Below are 22,814 nucleotides of genomic sequence, written 5' to 3' on the forward strand. Positions count from 1 at the left end.
AAAAAAAGCCGACTCTCGTCGGCTTTATTTATTCAACCTTCCAGCACTTCTTCCAATAACTCTTCACTCGGTGCAAAGTAATAAGCGCCATCCATAGGAGTGACAAAGTGAAGTAAGCGGTCATGAATGCCGTCACCACTGGTGCCAAACATACGTACTAGCATGCTGTCGATAATGCTGAGGTCATGGGTATAAGCAATAAAAAACAAACCTTGGTCACCGCGGCCATCGCCATAAGGCAATGAATGACGCAAAATTGCTAGTTCTTCACCCTCACCATCTTCAACAACGGTACGTGATACATGTGAGTTTTCAGGTTGTTCGTCTTCGTTCAACTCAATCGATTCAAGTTTGGTACGCCCAATCACATGCTCTTGTGCATCAACTTTGAGCTTTTTCCACTTATCTAAATTGTGTGCATAACGCTGTGCAAAGACAAAAGAACCATCAGCAAAAATACCCGCATCTTCTGCTAATAATGCTGTTTCAGCACGGTCATCTGGAAATTGAGGGTTTTCAGTACCATCAATAAAGCCAGTTAAGTCACGGCCATCGAAATTGCGGAAGCAAACACGCTCATCTAAAACCTCCACTTTATCTTGAATGCCATCAAAGAAAGCTTGGCTTAAAGCAAAGCAAATATCTGTACGCTGTGCTGCAATGTGAATCAGTACATCTGCTGGGGCTACAGGCATGTTAAATGAACCTTGAATTGGATCAAGTTGTTTAAAGCCTGCTGGAGATTGAATATAAAGTTGTGCCCAAAGTTCAGGTCCAAAAGCTACAGCTGTTTTAATCTGTGCATTAGGATGTTGGGTAATTAGACGATCACGAGTGCTAAATAAGTCTTCAAGTTGTTCTTTTAATTCGCTAATCGTTAAATCTTTTAAACGTAAAACAATAAAACGAGCATGATCTGAGGGTAATGGCAAAATTACAGATTGAGCAGACATTCATGGCTCCTAAAAATTATAATTTCTGAGTGGCTGTGTATATTGTGCCTTAAGCAGCGCTGAGAGTGTAGCCTTCATTTGGCCTTTTAGCGTGCATTATTGTCATGAAAATAGAGTAAATGTCATATAATACAGACCCATTTCAAACTTGAGCTAATGATGTCCTATCAAATCTGGATTGCATACATGTTGGCATGTTGGGTAATTAGTGTTTCCCCAGGTGCAGGTGCAATTGCGTCTATGTCGAGTGGTTTGAATTATGGGTTTAAGCATGGGTATTGGAATGCAATCGGCCTGCAATTGGCACTTTTGGTTCAGATCGCCATTGTTGCAGCTGGGGCAGGGGTCTTATTTGCGACGACACCATGGGCTTTTCTGATCGTGAAATGGTTTGGAGTGGTCTATTTATTGTATTTGGCTTATTTACAGTGGACAGCGCCAACACAGTCAATTGAAATCCAACAAGATTTACCAAATAAATCACGTTTAAAATTAGTTTTACATGGCTTTTTGGTCAATATGAGCAACCCTAAAGCGATTGTATTTTTGTTGGCGGTTTTGCCGCAGTTTTTAGATTTATCCAAACCCCAATGGATTCAATATGTCATCATGGCTGCAACAATGATTAGCATTGATCTGATTGTCATGGCGGGGTATACCGGTCTCGCTGCAAAAGTGCTGCGGTTATTAAAATCACCTAAACAACAAAAATATTTGAATCGAACCTTTGCGGTATTATTTGCTTGTGCTGCGAGTTTATTGAGTTTGGTGCATCAATAAATCCAGTGAGATGATTCTGAACATTGTATTTGACGTGCAAAAAAAGCCATGCAACTGCATGGCTTTTTTTTTGATATGTCGCGAATTGAACAATGAACGTTGTTACTTAAGCCACTTTCTTAAATTTTTGCAGAATAAAAATCAGGGCAAAGAGCAGCGCCATGGTTAATACAATAGTCAGTCCTGTAGAGGTGTTTAAACCAGCACTTGACCATAACCCCACGGTCACACCGACTTGGGCAATGATGAAAGACCACAGCACCATTTGTTTCGGGGAATTTGCCAATAAACGAGCGGTTAATGCAGGAATCACTAACAATGCACCCATCAGCAATGAGCCGACAGCACGTAAAGCCAATACGGTAAATAATGCCAGTAATAACATAAAAATCAGACGTTGCCATTTGGCACTGACACCTTCACTGACCGCAATATCGGGGTCAATGGCAATCTGAATTTGAGATTGCCAACTTTTATACAGCACGGTCAGTGCCACAATGATCACCACTGCAAAGACAGGCAAATCTGACCAAGAAATGGTGAGTAAATCACCAAATAAATAGCTGAGTAATTCAGGTCTTAAGCTGGGCAAATATTGTATGAAGAGTAAGCCAGAGCACAGGAGTGTTGCTGAACATAGCGCGAGCAAGGCGTCATTGGGCAAGCGAGGGTCGTGTAACACCCATAAGATTGCAACCAATAAGAGCGCAATCAATGTAACGCCTGTCCAAAGCGGTAGACTCATTGCACCGGCAATGGCGACACCGAGTAAAGTGCCATGTGCCATGGTATCCGCAAAAAAAGACATGCGACGCCATAGCATCAAACAGCCGAGGGGTGCAGTCAGGAACACCAGCAAAGTGCCCATGATCCATGCTGGCAAAAGGAGTTGTAGCCATTCCATCATGGATTATGCTTCCGGTTCAGGGTGAATATGGGGACGAGAGTCGTGCTGGCAAGGCGTTGCACTATCGCCATGCGCACAGTGATCATGATGGTGTTGATAGAACACACGATTTGTTCCAAAGATCGCTTGATATTCAGGATGTTGCTGCACATTTTCAGGCAAGCCACTGCAACAAATATGTTTGTTCAGGCAAACCACACGATGTGTTCCTTGCATGACCCACTGTAAGTCATGAGAAACCATCAAAACTGCACAGCCATATTTTTCTGGCAAGCTACGCACGTAGTCATACAGTTCTGCTTCAGACTGGATATCCAGACCTTGCATGGGTTCATCCAAAACCAATACATTCGGTTGGCGCAATAAAGCCCGTGCAATCAATACACGTTGACGTTCGCCGCCCGACAATTGCTGAACTTTAGATTGTTGTAACTTGGCAATGCCTGTATCACGAATAATTTCTTGCTTGATATTGGCATCACATTTTTCTAGGGCCAATAAATCACACACACGTAGCGGTAAGCTGTGTGATGGATTAAATTTTTGTGGCACATATGAGAATTTTAATTTTTGTGTGCTGATCACTTTGCCAGATACAGGTTTTACAATACCCAACAACACTTTGATTAGCGTGGATTTGCCTGCACCATTGGGACCAATCAATGTGACAATTTCTTTTTCGTGTAAGGCGAAATCTACATTTTTTAAAATGTCACGTTCATCGATTCGGACATGAACATGCTCTAAAGCCACAATGGGCTTCATATTTAGTGTTTGCTGCGGCACTGCTGACAGATCCCTGAAATTTCAATAATACTGTGATGTGCAGTAAAGCCATCGGATGCAGACAATTCATCGAGTTGCGCCATCAAGCCTTGAGCAGATGCTTCTTTGACTATTTTACAGTCTGTGCAAATCAGAAATGCTGCTTGATGTCCTTCGCGCGGATGGCAACACGGGATGTACGCATTAATCGAAGTCAGACGGTGAATCAAACCTTTTTCAAGCAGAAAATCCAGCGTACGGTACACCGTCGGCGGCGCTGCAGGTCGGTCAGACTCACTTTTGATTTTAGCCAAAAGGTCATAAGCGCCCATTGGCCCCGTTGCATTTAAGATCAGTTCCAATACTTCTTTACGCAAGGGCGTAAGTCGAGCACCCGTCGCACTACAGAGACTTTCAGCTTCAGCAAGGCGCTGTTCGACATTATGATGATCGTGTACACCATGCAAAGCATTATGATGTTCGTGTGAACATGCGCTCATAGCCAACCTCGAGTACGAAACTGTATAAAGAAAAAGACTTTAAATCTTAACATGAAGCGTAAGGACTTACGAACAGACGTAGGTTTTTTTACGATTTTGTTATATTATAACACTATTCATTTTATGGTGCTCTCTCCCCATGTCCCGTGTAATTCTTTTTTGTAGTTTGGCTTTATTTAGTGTGATGAGCTGGGCGCAAGGCCTCGTTGTTTCTACACAACCGATTTATCTAATCGCGAAGGATGTACTCAAGGGTGTAGAGCAGCCGAAACTATTGCTTGACCATCAATCTGGACATGATGTGAGTTTGACGCCTGCGCACCGTAAAACCGTGCAAGATGCCAATCTCGTTTTATGGTTAGGCCATGCACACGAAGCACCTTTAGCAAAAATGTTGGGTGAAAGTGGCAAAAGTATCGCTATTTTAGACTCAGGCATTATCAGTGCTTTGCCATTACGGGATGTCCGTGGCAACGCATTAAAAGGCACAATCGATACTCATGTCTGGCTTGAACCTAACAATGCGGTTCGAATTGGCTTTTTTATTGCGGCTTTACGTTCACAACAGTTTCCTGAACATCGTGAAAAATATTGGGCCAATGCGCGTGCATTTGCGCAGAAACTCTTGGTCACAGCACAAAAAACTGATGTGTCGAGCCGTGCTCAGCCTTACTGGTCCTACCACGATGCCTATCAATATCTTGAGCGATCACTGAATTTGAAATTTACCGGTGCGTTGACAGATGATCCACATGTCGCGCCGACATTGGCACAAATCAAATACTTGAAAGACCACCGCGTGCAGCCAAAAATATGCTTACTTGCAGAAGCACATGCCAGCCAAAATCAGTATCAAAAGCTCGGTGGCATTGTCTTTCAACCGGTGGACGAAACCATGAGTGGGGCAGGGGATTTTGTAACAGCATGGAAGATGATGGCTGATAAAACCCTTAAGTGCACACTAAATGCGCGAAAGTAATGTAAAAAACAAACAACTATTGATTAGTTTGAAAGCAGTTTACCAATTTAAAAAAACACGACTAAGGTCGGGAAAAGATTGCAAGTTAAGGGGTGTAACTCTATAATGCCTGCGATTAAAAATAATCATCAGTTAAACTTGTCAAGCAGAATTGCTGTGAGTGAACAAAAATGAGTCGAACTAGTCGCATGATTGATCGACGATTAGCGAAAGCTTTAGTCATCTTACAAGCAGTAATGATTCCTGTTTCAGCCCTGATTGGTTGGGTCCTTAAAGACACAATCACAGCATATAGTGCAGCTTTGGGTGCGTTGGTATGCTGGCTAGCAAGTAGCTACTTTTCATGGCAGTCGTTTCGTGCGGCTGGTGCCCGTGCCTCTAAACAGGTGCTGTCAAACATGTATCGTGGCTTAATAGGCAAGTTTGCAATCGTGATTGTTGGATTCATTTTGATTTTGATCAATGTCAAACCGTTGTCAGCGGTGGCATTGTTTTGTGGTTTTATGCTCGTACAAAGTATGTCGTGGGTCGCTCCTTTTTGGGCAACACGCTTAAAAAAACGAGTATAAGCACAACAGAAAATTGAAAAGTTTTTTGGAGAGTAACGAGATATCAGGCAGCACGCGATATTCGTTTTCTCTATTAGTTTTGACATTGACCAGGTGTGATTTATGGCTGCTGAAGAACATGCCCTTACTTCGACCGAGTACATTCAGCATCACTTGACTAACATGACCTATGGCAAAATGCCAGATGGTACTTGGAAGTTAGCTGAGACTGCTAAAGAAGCTCAAGAGATGGGGTTCACTGCTATTCACTTGGATTCAATGGGTTGGTCTATCGGCCTTGGTATTGTTTTCTGTTTGTTGTTCTGGGTTGTAGCGAAAGCTGCAAACTCTGGTGTTCCGACCAAGTTCCAGTCTGCAATCGAAATGATTATCGAGTTCGTTGACTCAAGTGTCCGTGACACTTTCCATGGCAAATCGCGCTTAATCGCGCCGTTAGCGTTGACCATCTTCGTGTGGATTTTCCTCATGAACTTGATGGACTTGATCCCTGTTGACTGGATTCCTTATACAGCTCAATTGATCGGTGCTAACGTGTTTGGTATGGATCCTCACCACGTTTACTTCAAAATCGTTCCATCTACTGATCCTAACATTACCCTTGGTATGGCATTGTCAGTATTTGCGTTAACTATTTTCTATAGTATCCGTGAGAAAGGTCTTGTCGGATTCGGTGCAGAATTTGCACTTAACCCATTTAACCCAAGTAACCCAGTTTTAAAAGCATTACTTATTCCAGTAAACATTATTCTTGAATTAGTAACTTTTATTGCACGTCCAATCTCATTGGCTCTACGACTGTTCGGTAACATGTATGCGGGTGAGTTGATCTTCATCTTGATCGCATTATTGCCGTTCTGGATCCAGTGGGCGTTGTCTGTGCCTTGGGCGATCTTCCATATTCTTGTTATTACGTTACAAGCATTCATTTTCATGATGTTGACTATCGTATATATGAGTATGGCTAGCGAAAAGCATTAATGGTATTGCTCAACTGTCAAAGGGTGGTTGGGCACACAATTTTTTAACTTAATTTGGTATAAACCTAACCTCTGAGGAATTATCATGGAACTCACTTTAGGTCTAGTTGCAATTGCATCTGCTATCTTGATCGCTTTTGGTGCTTTAGGTACTGCGATTGGTTTTGGTCTTCTAGGCGGCCGTTTCTTAGAAGCTGTTGCTCGTCAACCAGAATTGGCTCCACAACTTCAAACTCGTATGTTCTTAATCGCGGGTCTTCTTGATGCTGTGCCTATGATCGGTGTTGGTATTGGCTTGTTCTTCATCTTCGCTAATCCATTTGTAGGTTAATCAGCTTAATTCCTAAATTAAACTATTGAGGAATAGCAATGAATATCAACCTCACATTGATTGGCCAAGCGATTGCTTTTGCGATTTTTGTCGCATTCTGCATGAAATTTGTTTGGCCACCACTAATCAATGCGATTAGTGAGCGTCAGCGTAAAATCGCTGATGGCTTAAACGCTGCTGAAAAAGCGAAAGCTGACCTTGCGGATGCGCAAGCACAAGTGAAAGCTGAATTAGATGCGGCTAAAGCACAAGCGGCTCAATTGATCGAACAAGCGAACCGTCGTGGTGCGCAATTGGTAGAAGAAGCGCGTACTCAAGCTGCGGCTGAAGGTGAGCGTATTCGTCAACAAGCTAAAGAAGCTGTTGATACTGAAATCAATGCTGCTCGCGAAGAATTACGTCAACAAGTTGCTGCTCTTGCAGTTACTGGCGCAGAAAAAATTCTGAACCAGCAAGTTGACGCAGAAGCTCACAATGCCATGCTGACTCAGCTGGCTGCTAAACTTTAAGAGAGGCGGATTATGGCTGAACTCTTGACGTTGGCACGCCCATACGCTAAAGCAGCATTTGCTTACGCTTCTGAGCAAAATGCAACTGACGCTTGGTCAAATGCATTAAACTTGCTCAGTGCTGCGGTGCAAGACGAAGCATTTTCAGCTTATCTAAATCGCCCTGAGCTTACTCCTGCTGAGCAGGTAAGTGTTTTCGCAAAAGTTTTAGGTGAAGACCAGACTGCAGCAGTGTCAAACTTTTTGACATTGCTTGCTGATAATGACCGTCTGGCACTTCTTCCTGAAATTTCAGAAGAATACGAACAGCTCAAATCACAGAATAACAATACTGTGGATGTAGTGATTGAATCTGCATTCCCATTGACTTCTGTACAAGAACAATTACTTGCGCATGCATTAGAGAAAAAATTCGAAGCTGCCGTAAATGTTTCAGTAGAAGTTAACCCAGCGTTAATCGCGGGTGTAGTTATTCGTGCAGGCGACCAAGTGATAGATGATTCTGCGCTTAACAAGCTTGAAAAAATGCGGACTCGTCTTCTTGCTTAACAGCTTGAAGACTGAACTTTAAAAAGATTGAGGTATAGCGCAATGCAACAACTGAATCCATCCGAGATCAGTGCGCTCATTAAACAGCGTATCGGCGATCTGGACACCAGCGCGACCGCTAAGAACGAAGGGACCATTGTTATGGTTTCCGACGGTATTGTGCGCATTCACGGCCTTGCTGATGCAATGTACGGTGAAATGATCGAATTCGACGGCGGCTTATTTGGTATGGCACTGAACCTAGAACAGGATTCAGTGGGTGCCGTTGTCTTAGGTAACTACTTAAGCCTTCAAGAAGGTCAAAAAGCTCGTTGCACAGGTCGTGTATTAGAAGTTCCGGTTGGTCCAGAACTTTTAGGCCGTGTAGTAGATGCTTTGGGTAACCCAATTGATGGTAAAGGCCCTATTGACGCAAAACTTACTGATGCTGTTGAAAAAGTAGCACCAGGCGTAATTTGGCGTCAATCAGTGGATCAACCTGTACAAACTGGTTATAAATCAGTAGATACAATGATCCCTGTTGGTCGTGGTCAACGTGAGTTGATCATCGGTGACCGTCAAACTGGTAAAACAGCTATGGCGATCGATGCGATCATCGCTCAGAAAAACTCTGGCATTAAATGTATATACGTAGCAATTGGTCAAAAACAATCGACTATCGCTAACGTTGTGCGCAAGCTAGAAGAAACTGGCGCTATGGCGTACACAACTGTTGTAGCAGCTGCTGCAGCTGATCCTGCAGCGATGCAGTATCTTGCTCCGTATGCTGGTTGTACAATGGGTGAGTACTTCCGTGACCGCGGTGAAGACGCGCTTATCATTTATGATGACTTGTCTAAACAAGCTGTTGCTTACCGTCAAATTTCATTGCTTCTACGTCGTCCACCAGGTCGTGAAGCATATCCTGGTGACGTATTCTATCTACACTCACGTTTACTTGAACGTGCTTCACGTGTATCTGCTGACTACGTTGAGAAATTCACTAACGGTGAAGTTAAAGGCCAAACTGGTTCATTAACTGCATTACCGATTATTGAAACTCAAGCCGGTGACGTATCTGCATTCGTACCTACAAACGTAATTTCGATTACTGACGGTCAGATCTTCTTAGAAACATCATTATTCAACGCAGGTATTCGTCCTGCTGTGAACGCGGGTATCTCTGTATCACGTGTTGGTGGTTCTGCTCAGACTAAGATCATCAAAAAATTGTCAGGTGGTATCCGTACCGCTCTTGCGCAATACCGTGAATTAGCTGCGTTTGCTCAGTTCGCTTCTGACCTTGACGAAGCAACTCGTAAACAGCTTGAACATGGTCAACGTGTAACTGAGCTTATGAAGCAAAAACAATATGCTCCATACTCAATTGCTGACCAAGCTGTTTCAATTTATGCATCTAACGAAGGCTATATGGCTGACGTAGAAGTGAAGAAAATCGTTGCATTTGATGCTGCGTTGATCTCTTACTTCCGTTCAGAACATGCTGCGTTAATGCAAAAAATTGACGAGACTGGTGCTTACGATAAAGAAATCGAAGCAGCAATCAAAGCAGGTATTGAAAGCTTTAAAGCGACTCAAACTTACTAAGATTCAACGATGTTGAATCTGGTTCTGGTTTGGTTCACGGATCAACCTTCGAAAGCTCGAAAGGGCTTTCGAATACTAGGTTAAGCGTATGGCAAATTTAAAAGAAATTCGCGCCAAAGTAGCTAGTATCAAAAGCACGCAGAAAATTACTCGCGCGATGCAGATGGTAGCAGCTTCTAAGATGCGTCGTGCGCAAGAGCGCATGGCTCAAGGCCGTCCGTATGCCGAAAATATGCACCGTGTAATTGCTCATTTGGTACAAGCGAACCCTGAATACAAACACCGTTATATGGTTGAACGTCCTGTAAAGCGCGTTGGCTATATCATTGTTTCTTCAGATCGCGGCCTTGCTGGTGGTTTGAACATTAACTTGTTCAAAAAAGTGGTCAAACACGTACAACAGCAACAAGAGCAGTCAATTGAAGTTCAATTTGCTTTAATTGGTCAAAAAGCGGTTTCGTTTTTTAAAAACTACGGCGGTAAAGTTCTTGGTGCAACTACAAACGTAGGTGATGCTCCGAGTCTTGAACAGTTAACTGGTTCTGTACAGGTGATGTTAGACGCGTTTGATAAAGGCGAGTTAGATCGTATTTATCTAGTGTCAAACGGCTTTGTCAACGCCATGACTCAAAACCAAAAAATCGAACAGCTTGTTCCTTTAGCAGCTGCTGAGGAAAGCGAAGGCCTAAATCGTCAATACGGTTGGGACTATATCTATGAACCAGAAGCTGAAGAGCTTCTAAATGGTTTATTGGTTCGTTACATTGAGTCTATGGTTTATCAAGGTGTGATTGAAAACATCGCATGTGAACAGTCTGCTCGTATGGTTGCAATGAAAGCTGCAACGGATAACGCGGGTGAATTGATCAAGAGCCTACAACTTATTTATAACAAGCTGCGTCAAGCCGCGATTACTCAGGAAATCTCTGAGATCGTTGGTGGTGCCGCTGCCGTTTAACATTATTAGTTTGAATTGAGGAGACAGCAATGAGTAGCGGTCGTATCATTCAGATCATCGGCGCGGTTATCGACGTCGAGTTTGAACGTAACAGCGTTCCTAAGATCTATGACGCTCTCCATGTTGATGGTACTGAAACTACATTAGAAGTTCAGCAGCAACTTGGTGATGGCGTAGTTCGTACTATTGCAATGGGTTCTACTGAAGGCCTTAAGCGTGGTCTTACTGTAACTAACACTGGCGCGCCTATCTCTGTACCTGTAGGTACTGCATGTTTAGGTCGTATCATGGACGTTCTTGGTCGCCCTATCGACGAAGCTGGTCCTGTTGGTACTGAAGCTCGTTTACCAATTCACCGTCAAGCGCCTTCTTATGCAGAACAAGCGGCTTCTACTGACCTTTTAGAAACTGGTATTAAAGTCATTGACTTACTTTGCCCGTTCGCTAAAGGTGGTAAAGTTGGTCTGTTCGGTGGTGCCGGTGTTGGTAAAACTGTAAACATGATGGAGTTGATCAACAACATCGCGAAAGCTCACTCAGGTTTATCTGTGTTTGCTGGTGTTGGTGAACGTACTCGTGAAGGTAATGACTTCTATCACGAAATGAAAGACTCAAACGTTCTAGACAAAGTAGCGATGGTTTACGGTCAGATGAACGAGCCACCGGGTAACCGTTTACGCGTAGCGTTGACTGGTTTGACTATGGCTGAGTACTTCCGTGACGAAAAAGACGAAAACGGTAAAGGCCGTGACGTTCTATTGTTCGTTGACAACATCTATCGTTATACACTAGCGGGTACTGAAGTATCAGCACTTCTAGGTCGTATGCCATCTGCAGTAGGTTACCAACCGACTCTTGCAGAAGAGATGGGTGTTCTTCAAGAACGTATTACGTCTACTAAGTCTGGTTCTATTACGTCAATCCAAGCGGTATACGTACCTGCCGATGACTTAACAGATCCATCGCCTGCGACTACCTTCGCTCACTTGGACGCGACTGTTGTATTGAGCCGTGACATCGCATCTTCTGGTATTTACCCAGCGATCGATCCACTTGACTCTACTTCACGTCAGTTAGATCCACTTGTAGTGGGTACTGAGCATTACGAAATCGCTCGTTCAGTTCAAAACGTTCTTCAACGTTACAAAGAATTGAAAGACATTATCGCAATTCTTGGTATGGACGAATTGGCAGAAGAAGACAAACTTACTGTATACCGTGCACGTAAGATCCAACGTTTCTTCTCTCAACCGTTCCACGTAGCTGAAGTGTTTACTGGTGCTCCTGGTAAACTTGTACCGCTTAAAGAAACAATTCGTGGCTTTAAAGGTCTTCTAGCTGGTGAATACGACCACATTCCAGAACAAGCGTTCTACATGGTTGGTGGTATTGACGAAGTTATTGCTAAAGCTGAGAAACTTTAATTAGTTCCCTAATTTAGGAGATTCTCATGGCGACTATGCAATGTGACGTTGTAAGTGTTAAAGAGTCTTTGTACTCTGGCGCTGTAACTATGCTAATTGCTAAAGGTGCTGGTGGTGAGTTAGGTATTATGCCTGGCCATGCGCCACTAGTAACTTTGCTCAAGCCGGGCGCAATCCGCGTTCTGCTTGAAAATGGTACAGAAGAATTAATCTATGTATCAGGTGGTGTACTTGAAGTTCAACCGCACGTTGTTACTGTACTTGCAGATACTGCAGTACGTGCTGACAACCTTGATGAAGCAGCAATTATTGAAGCTCGTAAACAAGCTGAACAATTGTTAGCAAATCAAAAGAGCGACTTGGACTCAGCTGCTGCTTTGGCTGCTCTTGCAGAAACTGCTGCTCAGTTGGAAACCATCCGCAAAATCAAAAACCGCGCTCAATAAGACGCAGTTTGAGATTGAAAGAGCCACCCGAAAGGGTGGTTTTTTTATGCCTGAATAATAAATAAATTTGACTATTTGATTAATTTTTAATTTTCATATGCTTAAAATATGTCAATGGAATTAATGATGTCTAATAAAATCTTTTTTACATTAGTATTATCTTTGGGATTTGTTGGGTGTGCGTCCGTACCTAAAGCAGATCAAAATGCTTCAGCACTAGTCGAATAATTTAATTTCCCCACAAGAAGTCAATGCAGGTATTTACGTATATCGCTCAGCTTCTGTGAAAGGCCCTGCCTTAAAGAAAGATGTATGGGTAGATGGGGAATGTTTAGGTGAAACCTCTCGTGGAGTATTTTTTTATAAAGAAGTAGTTGGTAATCACAAACATACAATTTCGACTGAATCAGAATTTTCACCTAACCATTTGGATATTGAAACTGCGGCAGGTAAACAATATTTTGTTCAGCAATTTATTAAAATGGGCGCATTTGTAGGTGGGGCAAATTTAAAACTGGTTGATGAGCAAACAGGAAAAAAGGCCATTAGCGAATATGCATTTGCACAAGCGGTAATTGCAGCAAAGCCACCATCGCATTGAAATAAAGGTTCATATGTAGATAAGAAGCTACTCGAAAGGGTAGTTTTTTATCCCTAAATTAGTTGAAATTGATCAATCTAAAGTTGAATATATTTTATTCAATACAATCTTTATGGTGATAAAATTCAATCAGCTAGCATTGCATCATGAACCTTATCGCCTATGAGCCGCATTTTTGGGAACTTTATCAAGACTTTGATCAATATTATTTGAGCATTGCGGTTGATCTCAGTTCAGTAGTGTCATGTTGGGATGTTGAACTCACCCATGAAGAAGTCCAGCAATATGAACACCGTGGGCGCGTGAGTATTCAAGAACTGGCAAAATCGATGGTCGCTGCTGCCTATAAAGGTGATTTTGCTTCATTAGAAAGTCGTTTAGTGAAACCATATGAGCGTCAGGCCATGCAATCGGCTTTTAAAAAATGGCAAGATAGCCAAAAAGCAGGTTAATGCTCGTTATTCATACATGGGTAAAATTGAAAATTCGCCGTGACTGATAATTTTAATTTTAAAAATTTGATCAAAGCCTTCATCCCGTGACGGAACTTGAAGCTTTCGATAGGTCGCATGCACGCCAACTTCTGGAATATGAGCTTTGCCTTCACGTAAACTGTTGCGCTTTAAGGTACTGTCCAAATCGGTTTCAAAATAGTAAGCAATGACTTCAAACCCTGCATCTACTGCGCGTTTTATATAGCGAGCACGAGCTTCCTGATCTGGGTTGGTATTGTCAATCACCATTTTGGTTTTGGATGCCAAACCTGCTTCAAAGATCATATTTTCCCGATGTCGGGTTTTCAACATATCCAAATTAATACGTAAATGGCTATGATATAAATTCAACATGTAAAAGGTGGATTTGCCAGAGGCTTGAACGCCTGTAAAAATAATCAGCTGCATAGCATTTGCAATGAAAGCACGGAATGAATAGTAGAGTATTAAATCAGCAACCCAGTTTTGCTACAATCTCTGCAAAATAAATAAGAACAAGTTGCAAAGGTCCGTATGCACAAATTTTTCAACAGTTTATCGCTGTGTCTTTGTTATAGTTTGCTCGTTGCATGTCAAAGCCAATACGTCACGACACCCAATCTTCCCACTGAAGCTGCACTTGTCGCTGAATCGGTTGATAATGGCATCAGTACGGAGCTTAAAATCCCATATATGACCGCCTTTCGAAATCTGCGACAAGCCTATAATCACTGTGTTGCGTTTACCGCGAACAATCGCTACGTCTATACCGATAATCGTTTAGAAGAGCATTTGGAGCAGGGGACATTGATGGCACGAACTGAGCATGGGGCGTATTTGCATAAAATGTTGGTCGAAAGTTTAGATCCGCAGACGACACGTATTACCTTATTTTTACCGAAGCAATATAGCTTTGCCCAAGCACGTTTTAAACAAGATGTTCAGCGCGCACTTGGACAAGATAAAAACTGTAATACTTTTGAATTTGCTCAATCCAACTAATTGAACTTTAAGATGCTTGTGAGTTTTCCTGCTCTGGGTGCTCTACACGTTTACCGCCTTCATAACTGGCAAATCGAGCCTGATCACGTTTGAAGACCGGTGCGGGTGTTGGCCAAGGCCAATCTCCAAAATGGGTTTCACGATAGCGTTTAAAAGCCGCATCGAGTTCTTCCGTGGTATTGAGCACAAATGGACCGCGCATCGCCACGGGTTCATTAATTGGTTCACCTTCTAACCACAGAATACGTGCTTCTAATCCACCTGCTTTGAGATGGACGTCGGCATCTGATTGGAGTTCAACCAAATGCTTCATCTGAATGGTTTGACCTTCTATTTCTAATGTATTGCCTTGATAGAAATAAGCAAAACGGTTGGAGCTACTTGTTGTTGCGGGAATCACCAACTCTGCACCTGCTTGCATGGTGATTAAATAAATGTTGACCTTATTTTTTGCGGCAGCCGCCCATGAGTGTGGCGGTCGGGAAATAGCATCAGTGGATTTGAACTGCCCTGAAATCACGCGAATATCCGATTTTTTTCCTTCATTATCCGTTTCAAAGACGTGAGGAATCTCTTCACGCCAAAACATTTTATAGTCAGCATCATGGGTTTTCTGTTCAGCTGATGAATTAAACCAAATTTGGAAAAGTTCAAAAGGATTGGCTTTATCTTCATGCAGTAGGGGGAACATTTCACAGTGTTCAACGCCATTGCCTGTAGACAGCCATTGCACATCACCCGCAGCATAGCGTCCGCCATTGCCTAATGAGTCAAAGTGATCGACATAGCCTTGTTCAACCAAGGTAATGGTTTCAAAGCCAGTGTGTGGATGCTCTGGGAAACCTGGAACCACATCGCCATAGTACATATTGAATTCATCTTTCTCTGCGGCTGTTTTTGGCCCCATGTCTGCATTTGCAGCAGGAAAATGATCAATATGATGAGCAGTAAATAAGAAAGGATCTTTTAAATCTAAACGAAAGGTAATGGGTGTAATGTTATAAATCACAGCGTTTGACATAACTGTTCCATCATTGGCTTTATTATTAAGCATTAATCTAAAAGGAAAAACAGTCGTGTTCTATAGCGGAACTGTAAGAAAAAAGCGTTAGCTCAAGGTCTAACGCTTTTTTGATTTACAACAGGTGGAATGCAATGGAAATACTAAATTTCGCTACTTATTCAGTTTTAGTGGTTGCATTAGATGAGCTTTTAGCTGCTTGGTCTTGGATCAACATACCTGCCAATTTCAGCATTTCCGCTTGAATATTTCCCATTTGATTTTGGATTTTCTGAAAATCAACTTTGCTTAAATCGACTTGTCCATTGAGAAAAGGTGAGGTCAATACTTGCTGATTCGCTGCCTGTAGATTGCTGCGAATATCATTAATCTCAGTGCTTTTTAGATTTAAATCATTCAAAGCTTGATTGAAACCTTTGAGCTGCTGTTGCAGCTGGGTTGCCGCTTTTTGCAATTGGAGATGATCTTGGTTGCTGACTGCGGCTTCTAAATCGACCTGCGTTTGTTTGAGTTGTTCAACATAATTGCCGGCTTTAAGTTGCATATCCGCAACATCGCGAACGATATAAAACATATTGCCGCTTTTTAATTGGCTTTGATCTGTCGCCTGACTTTGTGTCGCAGATTGATCTTCGTTTGTTGATGTTGTTGCAGGGCGATCATTTTCTGCTGCGATTTCTTGTTCCTGTTGCGGTGCTGTGGCAGGTTCACAGCCAATCAGCACCAAAACACCACTAAAAATGGCAAAAGGGAGAAGGGCATTCTGCACAAGCTTTTTCATTCAATCATCACTATGTGTTAAGTCTATGCTTTGAATATAGGGGCAGAATGTGGATAAAAAATAGATTGTTGCAAAGCAATAACAAAATAATCGCTCGAACAAAAAAGAGGGCATTTGCCCTCTTTTGATGTTTTGATGGGTTTAACCTGCAATGATTTTGATCATGGCGTGGCTGACGGCATTCATTAAAATGTAGTCGCCATTCACTTTAATCCATTGTTGGTTTTTGCCTGATTTAGACATTTTTTTATATTTGTTGTGGTCACCTTTGTAGCGATGACAACGGTATTCAGAAGGTACTTTTTGTCCAGAACGCCAATCATGTGAAGGATTTACAGCTTTCTTCTTGTTCTGGCTTTGGTTTTTTACCCGTGTGTATTGTTTAGTGTGCTGTTGGGTTTTCGTCTTTTGAGGATTTTGCCGTGCATCTATTGTTAGCGCAGATACACGTGCTGTCAAAAAATACATAAAACGATAGCTTTCATTAATGTATTCATAAGTTCACCTGTTTACTGCTGGATATGAATTGATAAGACTCATCATAATGAGTATTTACAGGGAAACTTTGAACAATGTGTATGTAAAATATTAAAATAATGAATAAATTATTTAAATTGTCATAATATGATAATTAATAGCTATTATTGTGATAATTTAAAATGATCAATCTCAGTTAAAATCACAACAATCTTAACTGAGATATTGAGATATTGAGATATTGTCGAATTATTTGGCTAATTCAGCGTTAATGGCATCGACAATACGTGCGTCATCTGCCTTGATGTCAGGTGCAAATCGAGCCACAACTTCGCCTTGTTTATTCACGAGGAATTTTTCAAAGTTCCAGAGCACTTCAGGCTTTGGATTTGGTGTTAAACCGTATTCAACTAAATCATCCCACCATGGGCCTTCACCAATGCGTTCAGGAATGGCTTGGGTTAAGGTTTGATAAAGTGGGTGTTTATCCGCGCCTGCCACAGAAATTTTTGCAAAAAGTGGGAAATCAACCTTGTAGTTGATCGAGCAAAATTCTTGAATTTCAGCTTCAGAACCAGGTTCTTGTTCTAAAAAGTTATTGGCAGGAAAACCTAAGACTTCAAAACCTTGTGATTTCTTCTCTGTATAAAGTTTTTCTAGGCCTTCATATTGCGGTGTTAGCCCACATTTAGAGGCTACATTGACCAATAATAAAACCTTGCCTTGGTATTGATTGAGTGTGGTGTCATCACCTTGGATCGTTTTTACTGGGATATCGTAAACTGAAGCTGACATATTCGTTCCTAATTGAAGTTGTGCCTTTCATCCTTGTTTTAAAGGGAAATCTGGTGAACAGCAAGCTTTTATCGATAGGCTTTTCGCATAATTTTTGTAGTAGTTTGCAGAATTCGAGCTGATGCTTGCTTGAGTGCTTGACGTTTAACTAGTGGCGCGGTGTTGGTTTGGGGTTTTTCCTGTATAGCGTTTAAAAAACTCAATAAAGCTTGAGCTGTGTTGATACCCTAATTCATAGCTGAGAGCTTTAATAGACTGACCAGCGCGGAGTTGTTGAATGGCATAAATAATTTTTGCACGGTTTCGCCATTCAGAAAGGCTCATTTGCAGTTCGTTCTGACTCAGCCGCAATAACTGACGCTCACTCAAACCGACATTCGATAAGCATCGCTGTAGGCTCAAGCTAAAATGTTCTACATCTGCGAGCTGCGCCAAGATCGGCTTTAACACTGCATCATGGCTTTGCGGTAAATAATGTTGATGTTTGCGCGCTGTTTTTAACTGGTCGAATAAGACCTGTAGCAGGTGTCGATAGGGTGGTGTGGTATGTTGCTCTGTAGGAAAGGTCAAAATTTCTTGCACCAACAAACGAAAGAAAGGCTGGATGCTAAATACTTCCGTCTGCTTGGGAAAATCTATGCAGAGATCAGGTGCCAGTCGGATTACCACATAATGAATGGGTTGTTCATCAATCGCGACTGAGCAATGTTCTGTCTGTGGGGGAATCCACACCCCATAACTGGCAGGTGAGAGATGATGTTGCCCTTGTATTTCATATTCGAAAATACCATCGAGACAAAAATTAAAATCACCCCAAAGACAACTGTGCGGATAGACAGCATCTAATGTGGTGTAGTGTGCTTCAAAAAGCTCGATCTGTTGTTCAATCGGTGGTGTTGTCATATATGCCTAAGTGTCGATGTCTGAACTACAATATAAATGTCTGAAATCATGTATTTCAATTAAAACAGACATCACTCAAAATACCTAGACCAATCTTTGCACGATATATTGAGGAGTCAGACATGTTGCTTCAAGCGCGTTGGGCGAAATTTGCAATTTGTTTGCCTCTGATCGCAGTATTTATATGGTCGTTAAATATTACCGTCACCCGCTATGTAACTGATTATATTTCACCGGTCAGTATCAGTTTTTATCGATGGTTTATTGCATTTTTGATCCTGACCCCCTTTATGCTGAAAACCGTTTGGCAGCAAAGACAGCTTATCAAGCAGCATTGGCAGCAATTGGCTGTGCTGAGTGCGTTTGGCATGGTGTTATATCAAGGCTTGGGCTATACCGCTGCGCATTATACGACGGCGACCAATATGGGCATCATCAATGCTTTTATCCCTGTTTTTACGATTGCCGTTGCATTTTTCTTAATTAAAGATGTGCCCAACCGCTATGCCATCTTAGGCTGTGCGATTTCATTTACAGGGCTATTGTTTGTCATTGCACAAGGCGATTTCAGTCAATTACTGAATATGGGCGGACATTTCGGCGATATCCTCATGATCTTCGCAGTGTTCTTTTATGCCTTTTATGGGGTGTTTTTAAAAAAATGGCAATTGAAACTTCCGCTACTGTTGAGCTTATATGTACAAATTTTCTTTGCCGTTTTATATCACTTGCCATTCGTGTTGTATTTAGGCATTGACGCGATTAATCCTGCGAATGCGCCAAGTGTATTTTATGCGGCAATTTTTCCATCATTGATTGCACCGTTGGTATGGATGTTGGCTGTGCAACATCTCGGGCCGAATCGCACCAGTATTTTTATGAATTTGATGCCGGTATTTACCGCGATTATTGCCTATTTCTGGTTGGCTGAGCAGTGGATGTTTTATCATACCGTCGGCACAGTGATGGCGATTACTGGGGTGATCTTGGCGCAGCGTAAGTAAATCTAGTAAAAAGTTGAAAATTTATGAGAATTATTGATTAAAAAATAGGCAAACAAACTTATTTTTTATAGAGCAAATCTTTTGAAAATGGATTTTTGAGTGTAAAACTGAATTAAAAAAACAAATTCTCGTCTTAAAAATCAATCAAAAATAGATACATATTTTGACTAAGTGGTTATAAAATCAGAAATAAAGTACTTATCAGTAGTTTTATTTATATAAAAAATATATTTGTTAAATTTAAAAAAATATTACATAATACTTTCATCGTAAATGATGAAGTAATTCTTAATAATTACTTGATATTTACCCAGAGATTGCAAGACCCTCTGGATGTGATTTTATACACATCCTTTTTTATGCTCAGCCATCCCTATATGGCTGAGCTTTTTTTTTCTATATTTTCCCGAAAGGCAGGTGTAGACAGGCATCCGAGCTTATGCACGGATGATGTCACCTGTTTCAGCATCAATAATTTTGCTTGGTTCTTGGCTTAGGCCGAGATCACCATTTAAGTAATTTAGTTCATTGGCAAAATACTGATTGGCTTCTTGTAAGGAACGTGCAGGGGTTAATCCCGCAGGATTGGCACTAGTAGACACAATAAAGCCATTAAAAGCTTGGCATAAAGCCACACATAAAGAGTGGGTAGTCACACGGACTGCGACTTTTGGATGATTGCCTTTAATCCATGTTGGAATATGGTCGCCAGCCGGTAATAACCATGTAGTTGCACGTTCATTGGGTTTACGGTTGGTCCATGTCGCAATGACCTGCTGACGCATATCTTCTGTTAAGCCTTGGAGCAGGTGTTCAACTTGAGCGACATTGGCCGCCAATAAAATCACACCTTTTTCAATGGGACGTTGTTTTAAGCGCAAAATTTCGAGAAAGGCTTGCTCATTGTAGGGATCACAGCCCAATCCCCAAACAGCCTCTGTAGGATATGCGAGAACCTGACCTTTTTTAAGACAGGAAGCTGCTTCTGCAACAGAGGTGGTAATCATTTCTATAGACCTTATCTGATTCGACAAAGGACTATTGTGAACCTAATTTACCCATTCGACAACGTAGGTAGTGTCCGGCTTGTTGTGTGGCATAGCCCATTAACTCTAATTCCATCAGTTGACTGGTCAATGTCGCGGTATCAATTTTGAGTTGAATGGACAATTGATCAAGGCTTTGGCCGACCCAATCGAGCTGCTGATACAGCGCAATTAAATGTTCTGGGATAGGTTCGGGTGGCGGGGTGTCCGGTATTGCTGTTTCGGGTGTCGCTATTTCGGTGTTTGTTAAGGTCTCGGCAGCCTGTGATTGCCACTGTGTGGCTAGTGCCAAGTCTTCAATAACCTGTTGTGGATGATCAATCAAAATTGCACCTTCGCGTATGAGTTGATGGCAACCTTGATGCGACTCACTATAAATATGGCCTGGAATGGCAAAAATAGATTTGCCTTGTTCGGCAGCGCGTTGAGCTGTGATCAGTGAGCCACTTTTTAATGCCGCCTCCGCCACGATGACACCAAGGCTGAGCCCACTGACGATACGATTTCGATGTGGAAAATGGTGTTGCAGGGGTGGAGTGTGTGGAAGAAACTCACTGATTACGGTTCCCCCATGTTGGATGATTTCTTGTCTTAAACTCTGATGTGCGGTCGGATAAGTTTGATCTAAACCTGTACCCATCACGGCAATGGTTCTGTGGTGTTGTATGGCAGCGCGATGTGCCGCTTCATCAATTCCTTGGGCTAAACCGCTATTGATATAGAACCCTTGCTCACTCAGATAATAAGCAAAATCATAGGCAATTTGTCGACCTTGGGGACTGGGTTTGCGGCTACCAACAATCGCAATTTGGGGTTGCATCAAGGCTTGGGCATTACCTTGCCCAAATAGAATCGGCGGCTTGTCGCTATAAGGTAAAAGCTGTTGTGGATAGTTTAGGTCTTCAGGAATCAGTACAAAGTCACTGTATTGTTCAATATCCTTGAGACATTTTTCAAAGTTAAGCTGTCCACTTGGGCTGTGAAATTCCTCAAAGCGCTTTAAATGATTTTTATGCAGTCCTAATTTTTGCCATGTGGTGATTTGATTAGGCTTAAGGGCGTGGTGTAGAGCAGGATAGTGCTGCTGAATTTTATAGAAACTACGAAGTGAGTGTTGCACCACAAACCACAGGCGAATGTAATCTAAATGCAAGTCAGTCAATGAGTTGAGCATAATGAGACCTTTGAACATGTCTTCTTTTTATGGGTTAAAATTATTAGTGATATCGTTGTTGGATAATAAAAAAATGAGGCTGAATACAGCCTCATTTTTATGGATTTGGCCTTAGTCATCCATCAGTGGTGGCTGAATCGTTGCACCCACTTTGATTGGTAATTCGTTCTCAAGTACATAAGCATAGCTTAAGTTATCAAACGTTTTGAATACCATGATGTTGCCAATACGTTGTCCTGGAAGTTGAACACGTTCTTTGGTTTTCGGATCAGTCACGATTTCACCTTTTTGGTTCACGCTAAAGACTTGACCAGATTGAACGCCTTGTAAGCTACCACGGTCAATCGTCACCACACTGTGAACTGCTGCAGTACCAATCGAGCCCATAACACGAACTACACTTCCGCCAGCAGTGACATTTTCAGCATTGGTTGGATAGAACAGCGTTGGCAGCATTGGGTCATATTCAGGAAGAACACGATCGCCACGACGAACTTCGGCATTATAAGTATCGGTTAGTTCTAAAGTGGTAATGTCATTTTCACCACGAACGGCAACACCTGAAGCGACTTGAGTCAGTTCTAAACCTGCGTTGTATTTTTTGCCATTTGCATCGGTAAAGATGTACGGTTCGCCTTCACGGTAAACAGCATAACGTTGACCAACTTGCATACCTTGGCCGCGTGCATAAACTGTTTGGCCTTTGGCTGCCAATACACGTTGATCAGCTGTACCTAAAATGTAAGGTGTGCCTTCCACAGAATCAGCTGCAACAATCATGCTGCGCTCAAGCCATTGCTTAATATATTCCAATGGAATAACAGGAATCGCACTGTTGAGGGACTCAACACGAACTTGTGGTTGAAGTTTAGTGCCACCAGTATAGCGACGAATAATGCCTTCACAACCATCACCTTCATCTTTACCGATGATTGGGCGGCCATTGTAGGTACACATTAATAGGCGGTCACCTGGGAAAATCCAGTGCGGATTTTTCACGTGTTTATTGCTCGCCCAGATTTCAGGCCAGCGCACAGGATTTTTTAAGAAACGCTTGGAAATATCCCATAACGTATCGCCTTTTTTCACCACATAAACTTGAGGCGCACCTGCCTTCAATGATGGTGGATTGATGTTACGAGCAGGGGCAGCTTCTGCAACACTGACCATTCCCATCCCCACACTTACACAGACTGTAAGTGCCAATAATTGTTTTTTAAACCCCAAGGCACTAAAAGTTGGCATGCCCTTCAAAACCTTTTTCATTATCATAATTCCTAAAATTATGTATGTAACTGCGTTA

27 protein-coding genes and 1 pseudogene are annotated in these 22,814 nt (G+C 42.1%); 15 read left to right on the forward strand and 13 right to left on the reverse strand.

Translation table 11 applies throughout. The annotated features are described in order from the left end of the window. Positions 1–32: 32 nt before the first annotated feature. Positions 33–953 (reverse strand): Dyp-type peroxidase, encoded by a 921-nt coding sequence (locus FTU75_RS15350; RefSeq protein ID WP_180116348.1) that lies wholly within the window; start codon positions 951–953, stop codon positions 33–35. A 159-nt stretch (positions 954–1,112) separates the two neighbouring features. On the opposite strand from FTU75_RS15350, the gene FTU75_RS15355 reads away from it, so the two are divergent. Beyond that, positions 1,113–1,733 (forward strand): LysE family transporter, encoded by a 621-nt coding sequence (locus FTU75_RS15355; protein WP_180116349.1) that lies wholly within the window; start codon positions 1,113–1,115, stop codon positions 1,731–1,733. Between the two features lie 106 nt (positions 1,734–1,839). On the opposite strand, the gene znuB is transcribed toward FTU75_RS15355, so the two are convergent. The 3 genes from znuB to FTU75_RS15370 are packed head-to-tail and all read right to left on the reverse strand — an operon-like array spanning position 1,840 to position 3,905. Continuing rightward, the gene (znuB, locus tag FTU75_RS15360; RefSeq protein WP_180116350.1) at positions 1,840–2,640 is read right to left on the reverse strand and encodes a zinc ABC transporter permease subunit ZnuB; all 801 of its coding nucleotides are present in this window, start codon (positions 2,638–2,640) and stop codon (positions 1,840–1,842) included. Between the two features lie 3 nt (positions 2,641–2,643). After that, complete coding sequence (gene znuC, locus FTU75_RS15365; protein ID WP_078194027.1) at positions 2,644–3,405, reverse strand: zinc ABC transporter ATP-binding protein ZnuC; 762 nt, start codon at positions 3,403–3,405, stop codon at positions 2,644–2,646. Between the two features lie 2 nt (positions 3,406–3,407). After that, positions 3,408–3,905, reverse strand: a complete 498-nt coding sequence (locus FTU75_RS15370) for a transcriptional repressor (protein ID WP_078191481.1) — start codon at positions 3,903–3,905, stop codon at positions 3,408–3,410. A gap of 139 nt (positions 3,906–4,044) precedes the next feature. Here FTU75_RS15370 and FTU75_RS15375 point away from each other — a divergent pair, with 139 nt between their 5' ends. From FTU75_RS15375 to FTU75_RS15430, 12 genes and pseudogenes are all read left to right on the forward strand, one after another. Beyond that, the gene (locus FTU75_RS15375; protein ID WP_180116351.1) at positions 4,045–4,884 is read left to right on the forward strand and encodes a metal ABC transporter solute-binding protein, Zn/Mn family; all 840 of its coding nucleotides are present in this window, start codon (positions 4,045–4,047) and stop codon (positions 4,882–4,884) included. A 170-nt stretch (positions 4,885–5,054) separates the two neighbouring features. Continuing rightward, complete coding sequence (locus FTU75_RS15380) at positions 5,055–5,453, forward strand: ATP synthase subunit I (RefSeq protein ID WP_180116352.1); 399 nt, start codon at positions 5,055–5,057, stop codon at positions 5,451–5,453. 102 nt (positions 5,454–5,555) lie between these two features. Continuing rightward, entirely contained in the window at positions 5,556–6,431 is an 876-nt protein-coding gene (gene atpB / locus FTU75_RS15385; RefSeq protein WP_078194024.1) for a F0F1 ATP synthase subunit A, read from the forward strand. A gap of 84 nt (positions 6,432–6,515) precedes the next feature. After that, positions 6,516–6,761 (forward strand): F0F1 ATP synthase subunit C, encoded by a 246-nt coding sequence (atpE, locus tag FTU75_RS15390; protein ID WP_000424060.1) that lies wholly within the window; start codon positions 6,516–6,518, stop codon positions 6,759–6,761. Positions 6,762–6,799: 38 nt separating this feature from the next. Then, the gene (locus FTU75_RS15395; protein ID WP_078191477.1) at positions 6,800–7,270 is read left to right on the forward strand and encodes a F0F1 ATP synthase subunit B; all 471 of its coding nucleotides are present in this window, start codon (positions 6,800–6,802) and stop codon (positions 7,268–7,270) included. 12 nt (positions 7,271–7,282) lie between these two features. After that, the gene (locus FTU75_RS15400; RefSeq protein WP_078191476.1) at positions 7,283–7,819 is read left to right on the forward strand and encodes a F0F1 ATP synthase subunit delta; all 537 of its coding nucleotides are present in this window, start codon (positions 7,283–7,285) and stop codon (positions 7,817–7,819) included. Between the two features lie 42 nt (positions 7,820–7,861). Beyond that, positions 7,862–9,406, forward strand: a complete 1,545-nt coding sequence (atpA, locus tag FTU75_RS15405; protein ID WP_078194023.1) for a F0F1 ATP synthase subunit alpha — start codon at positions 7,862–7,864, stop codon at positions 9,404–9,406. Positions 9,407–9,494: 88 nt separating this feature from the next. Beyond that, complete coding sequence (gene atpG, locus FTU75_RS15410) at positions 9,495–10,364, forward strand: F0F1 ATP synthase subunit gamma (protein ID WP_078191474.1); 870 nt, start codon at positions 9,495–9,497, stop codon at positions 10,362–10,364. Positions 10,365–10,393: 29 nt separating this feature from the next. Next, complete coding sequence (atpD, locus tag FTU75_RS15415) at positions 10,394–11,788, forward strand: F0F1 ATP synthase subunit beta (protein WP_078191473.1); 1,395 nt, start codon at positions 10,394–10,396, stop codon at positions 11,786–11,788. Between the two features lie 26 nt (positions 11,789–11,814). Then, entirely contained in the window at positions 11,815–12,234 is a 420-nt protein-coding gene (locus FTU75_RS15420; RefSeq protein ID WP_078194022.1) for a F0F1 ATP synthase subunit epsilon, read from the forward strand. Between the two features lie 126 nt (positions 12,235–12,360). Further along, positions 12,361–12,840, forward strand: a pseudogene (locus tag FTU75_RS18615) (DUF2846 domain-containing protein). 141 nt (positions 12,841–12,981) lie between these two features. Next, on the forward strand, positions 12,982–13,287 hold the full coding sequence (locus FTU75_RS15430; RefSeq protein WP_168378803.1) for a hypothetical protein: 306 nt from the start codon (positions 12,982–12,984) through the stop codon (positions 13,285–13,287). 6 nt (positions 13,288–13,293) lie between these two features. On the opposite strand, the gene FTU75_RS15435 is transcribed toward FTU75_RS15430, so the two are convergent. Next, positions 13,294–13,737 (reverse strand): AAA family ATPase, encoded by a 444-nt coding sequence (locus FTU75_RS15435; protein WP_180116353.1) that lies wholly within the window; start codon positions 13,735–13,737, stop codon positions 13,294–13,296. 105 nt (positions 13,738–13,842) lie between these two features. Here FTU75_RS15435 and FTU75_RS15440 point away from each other — a divergent pair, with 105 nt between their 5' ends. Next, entirely contained in the window at positions 13,843–14,310 is a 468-nt protein-coding gene (locus FTU75_RS15440) for a hypothetical protein (protein WP_180105979.1), read from the forward strand. A gap of 7 nt (positions 14,311–14,317) precedes the next feature. On the opposite strand, the gene FTU75_RS15445 is transcribed toward FTU75_RS15440, so the two are convergent. The 5 genes from FTU75_RS15445 to FTU75_RS15465 form a co-directional block, all read right to left on the reverse strand. Further along, positions 14,318–15,331 carry a pirin family protein gene (locus FTU75_RS15445; protein WP_180116354.1) on the reverse strand — a complete coding sequence of 338 codons (1,014 nt, stop codon included), beginning with the start codon at positions 15,329–15,331 and terminating at the stop codon, positions 14,318–14,320. Between the two features lie 157 nt (positions 15,332–15,488). Beyond that, positions 15,489–16,112 carry a hypothetical protein gene (locus FTU75_RS15450; RefSeq protein WP_180116355.1) on the reverse strand — a complete coding sequence of 208 codons (624 nt, stop codon included), beginning with the start codon at positions 16,110–16,112 and terminating at the stop codon, positions 15,489–15,491. Between the two features lie 141 nt (positions 16,113–16,253). After that, positions 16,254–16,580: an RcnB family protein gene (locus FTU75_RS15455; RefSeq protein ID WP_249707230.1), complete on the reverse strand. Its 327-nt coding sequence runs from the start codon at positions 16,578–16,580 to the stop codon at positions 16,254–16,256. 258 nt (positions 16,581–16,838) lie between these two features. After that, positions 16,839–17,384, reverse strand: coding sequence for a glutathione peroxidase (locus FTU75_RS15460; protein WP_111885877.1), 546 nt, complete (start codon positions 17,382–17,384; stop codon positions 16,839–16,841). A 144-nt stretch (positions 17,385–17,528) separates the two neighbouring features. Then, positions 17,529–18,287, reverse strand: a complete 759-nt coding sequence (locus tag FTU75_RS15465; RefSeq protein WP_180116356.1) for a helix-turn-helix transcriptional regulator — start codon at positions 18,285–18,287, stop codon at positions 17,529–17,531. A gap of 122 nt (positions 18,288–18,409) precedes the next feature. Between FTU75_RS15465 and FTU75_RS15470 the strand changes: the two genes are divergently transcribed. Continuing rightward, on the forward strand, positions 18,410–19,291 hold the full coding sequence (locus FTU75_RS15470; protein WP_180116357.1) for a DMT family transporter: 882 nt from the start codon (positions 18,410–18,412) through the stop codon (positions 19,289–19,291). Positions 19,292–19,728: 437 nt separating this feature from the next. Here FTU75_RS15470 and FTU75_RS15475 read toward each other — a convergent pair whose 3' ends face one another. The 3 genes from FTU75_RS15475 to FTU75_RS15485 all read right to left on the reverse strand — a co-directional run bounded on the left by FTU75_RS15475 (position 19,729) and on the right by FTU75_RS15485 (position 22,777). Then, entirely contained in the window at positions 19,729–20,298 is a 570-nt protein-coding gene (locus tag FTU75_RS15475; RefSeq protein WP_180079237.1) for an L-threonylcarbamoyladenylate synthase, read from the reverse strand. A gap of 31 nt (positions 20,299–20,329) precedes the next feature. Beyond that, positions 20,330–21,511 carry a DNA-processing protein DprA gene (dprA, locus tag FTU75_RS15480; RefSeq protein ID WP_180116358.1) on the reverse strand — a complete coding sequence of 394 codons (1,182 nt, stop codon included), beginning with the start codon at positions 21,509–21,511 and terminating at the stop codon, positions 20,330–20,332. A 111-nt stretch (positions 21,512–21,622) separates the two neighbouring features. Beyond that, positions 21,623–22,777, reverse strand: coding sequence for a LysM peptidoglycan-binding domain-containing protein (locus FTU75_RS15485; RefSeq protein ID WP_180116359.1), 1,155 nt, complete (start codon positions 22,775–22,777; stop codon positions 21,623–21,625). Between the last annotated feature and the right edge of the window lie 37 nt (positions 22,778–22,814).

This window comes from Acinetobacter sp. YH12140 (assembly GCF_013418475.1).
In the GTDB taxonomy this organism is placed as follows: Bacteria; Pseudomonadota; Gammaproteobacteria; order Pseudomonadales; family Moraxellaceae; genus Acinetobacter; species Acinetobacter amyesii.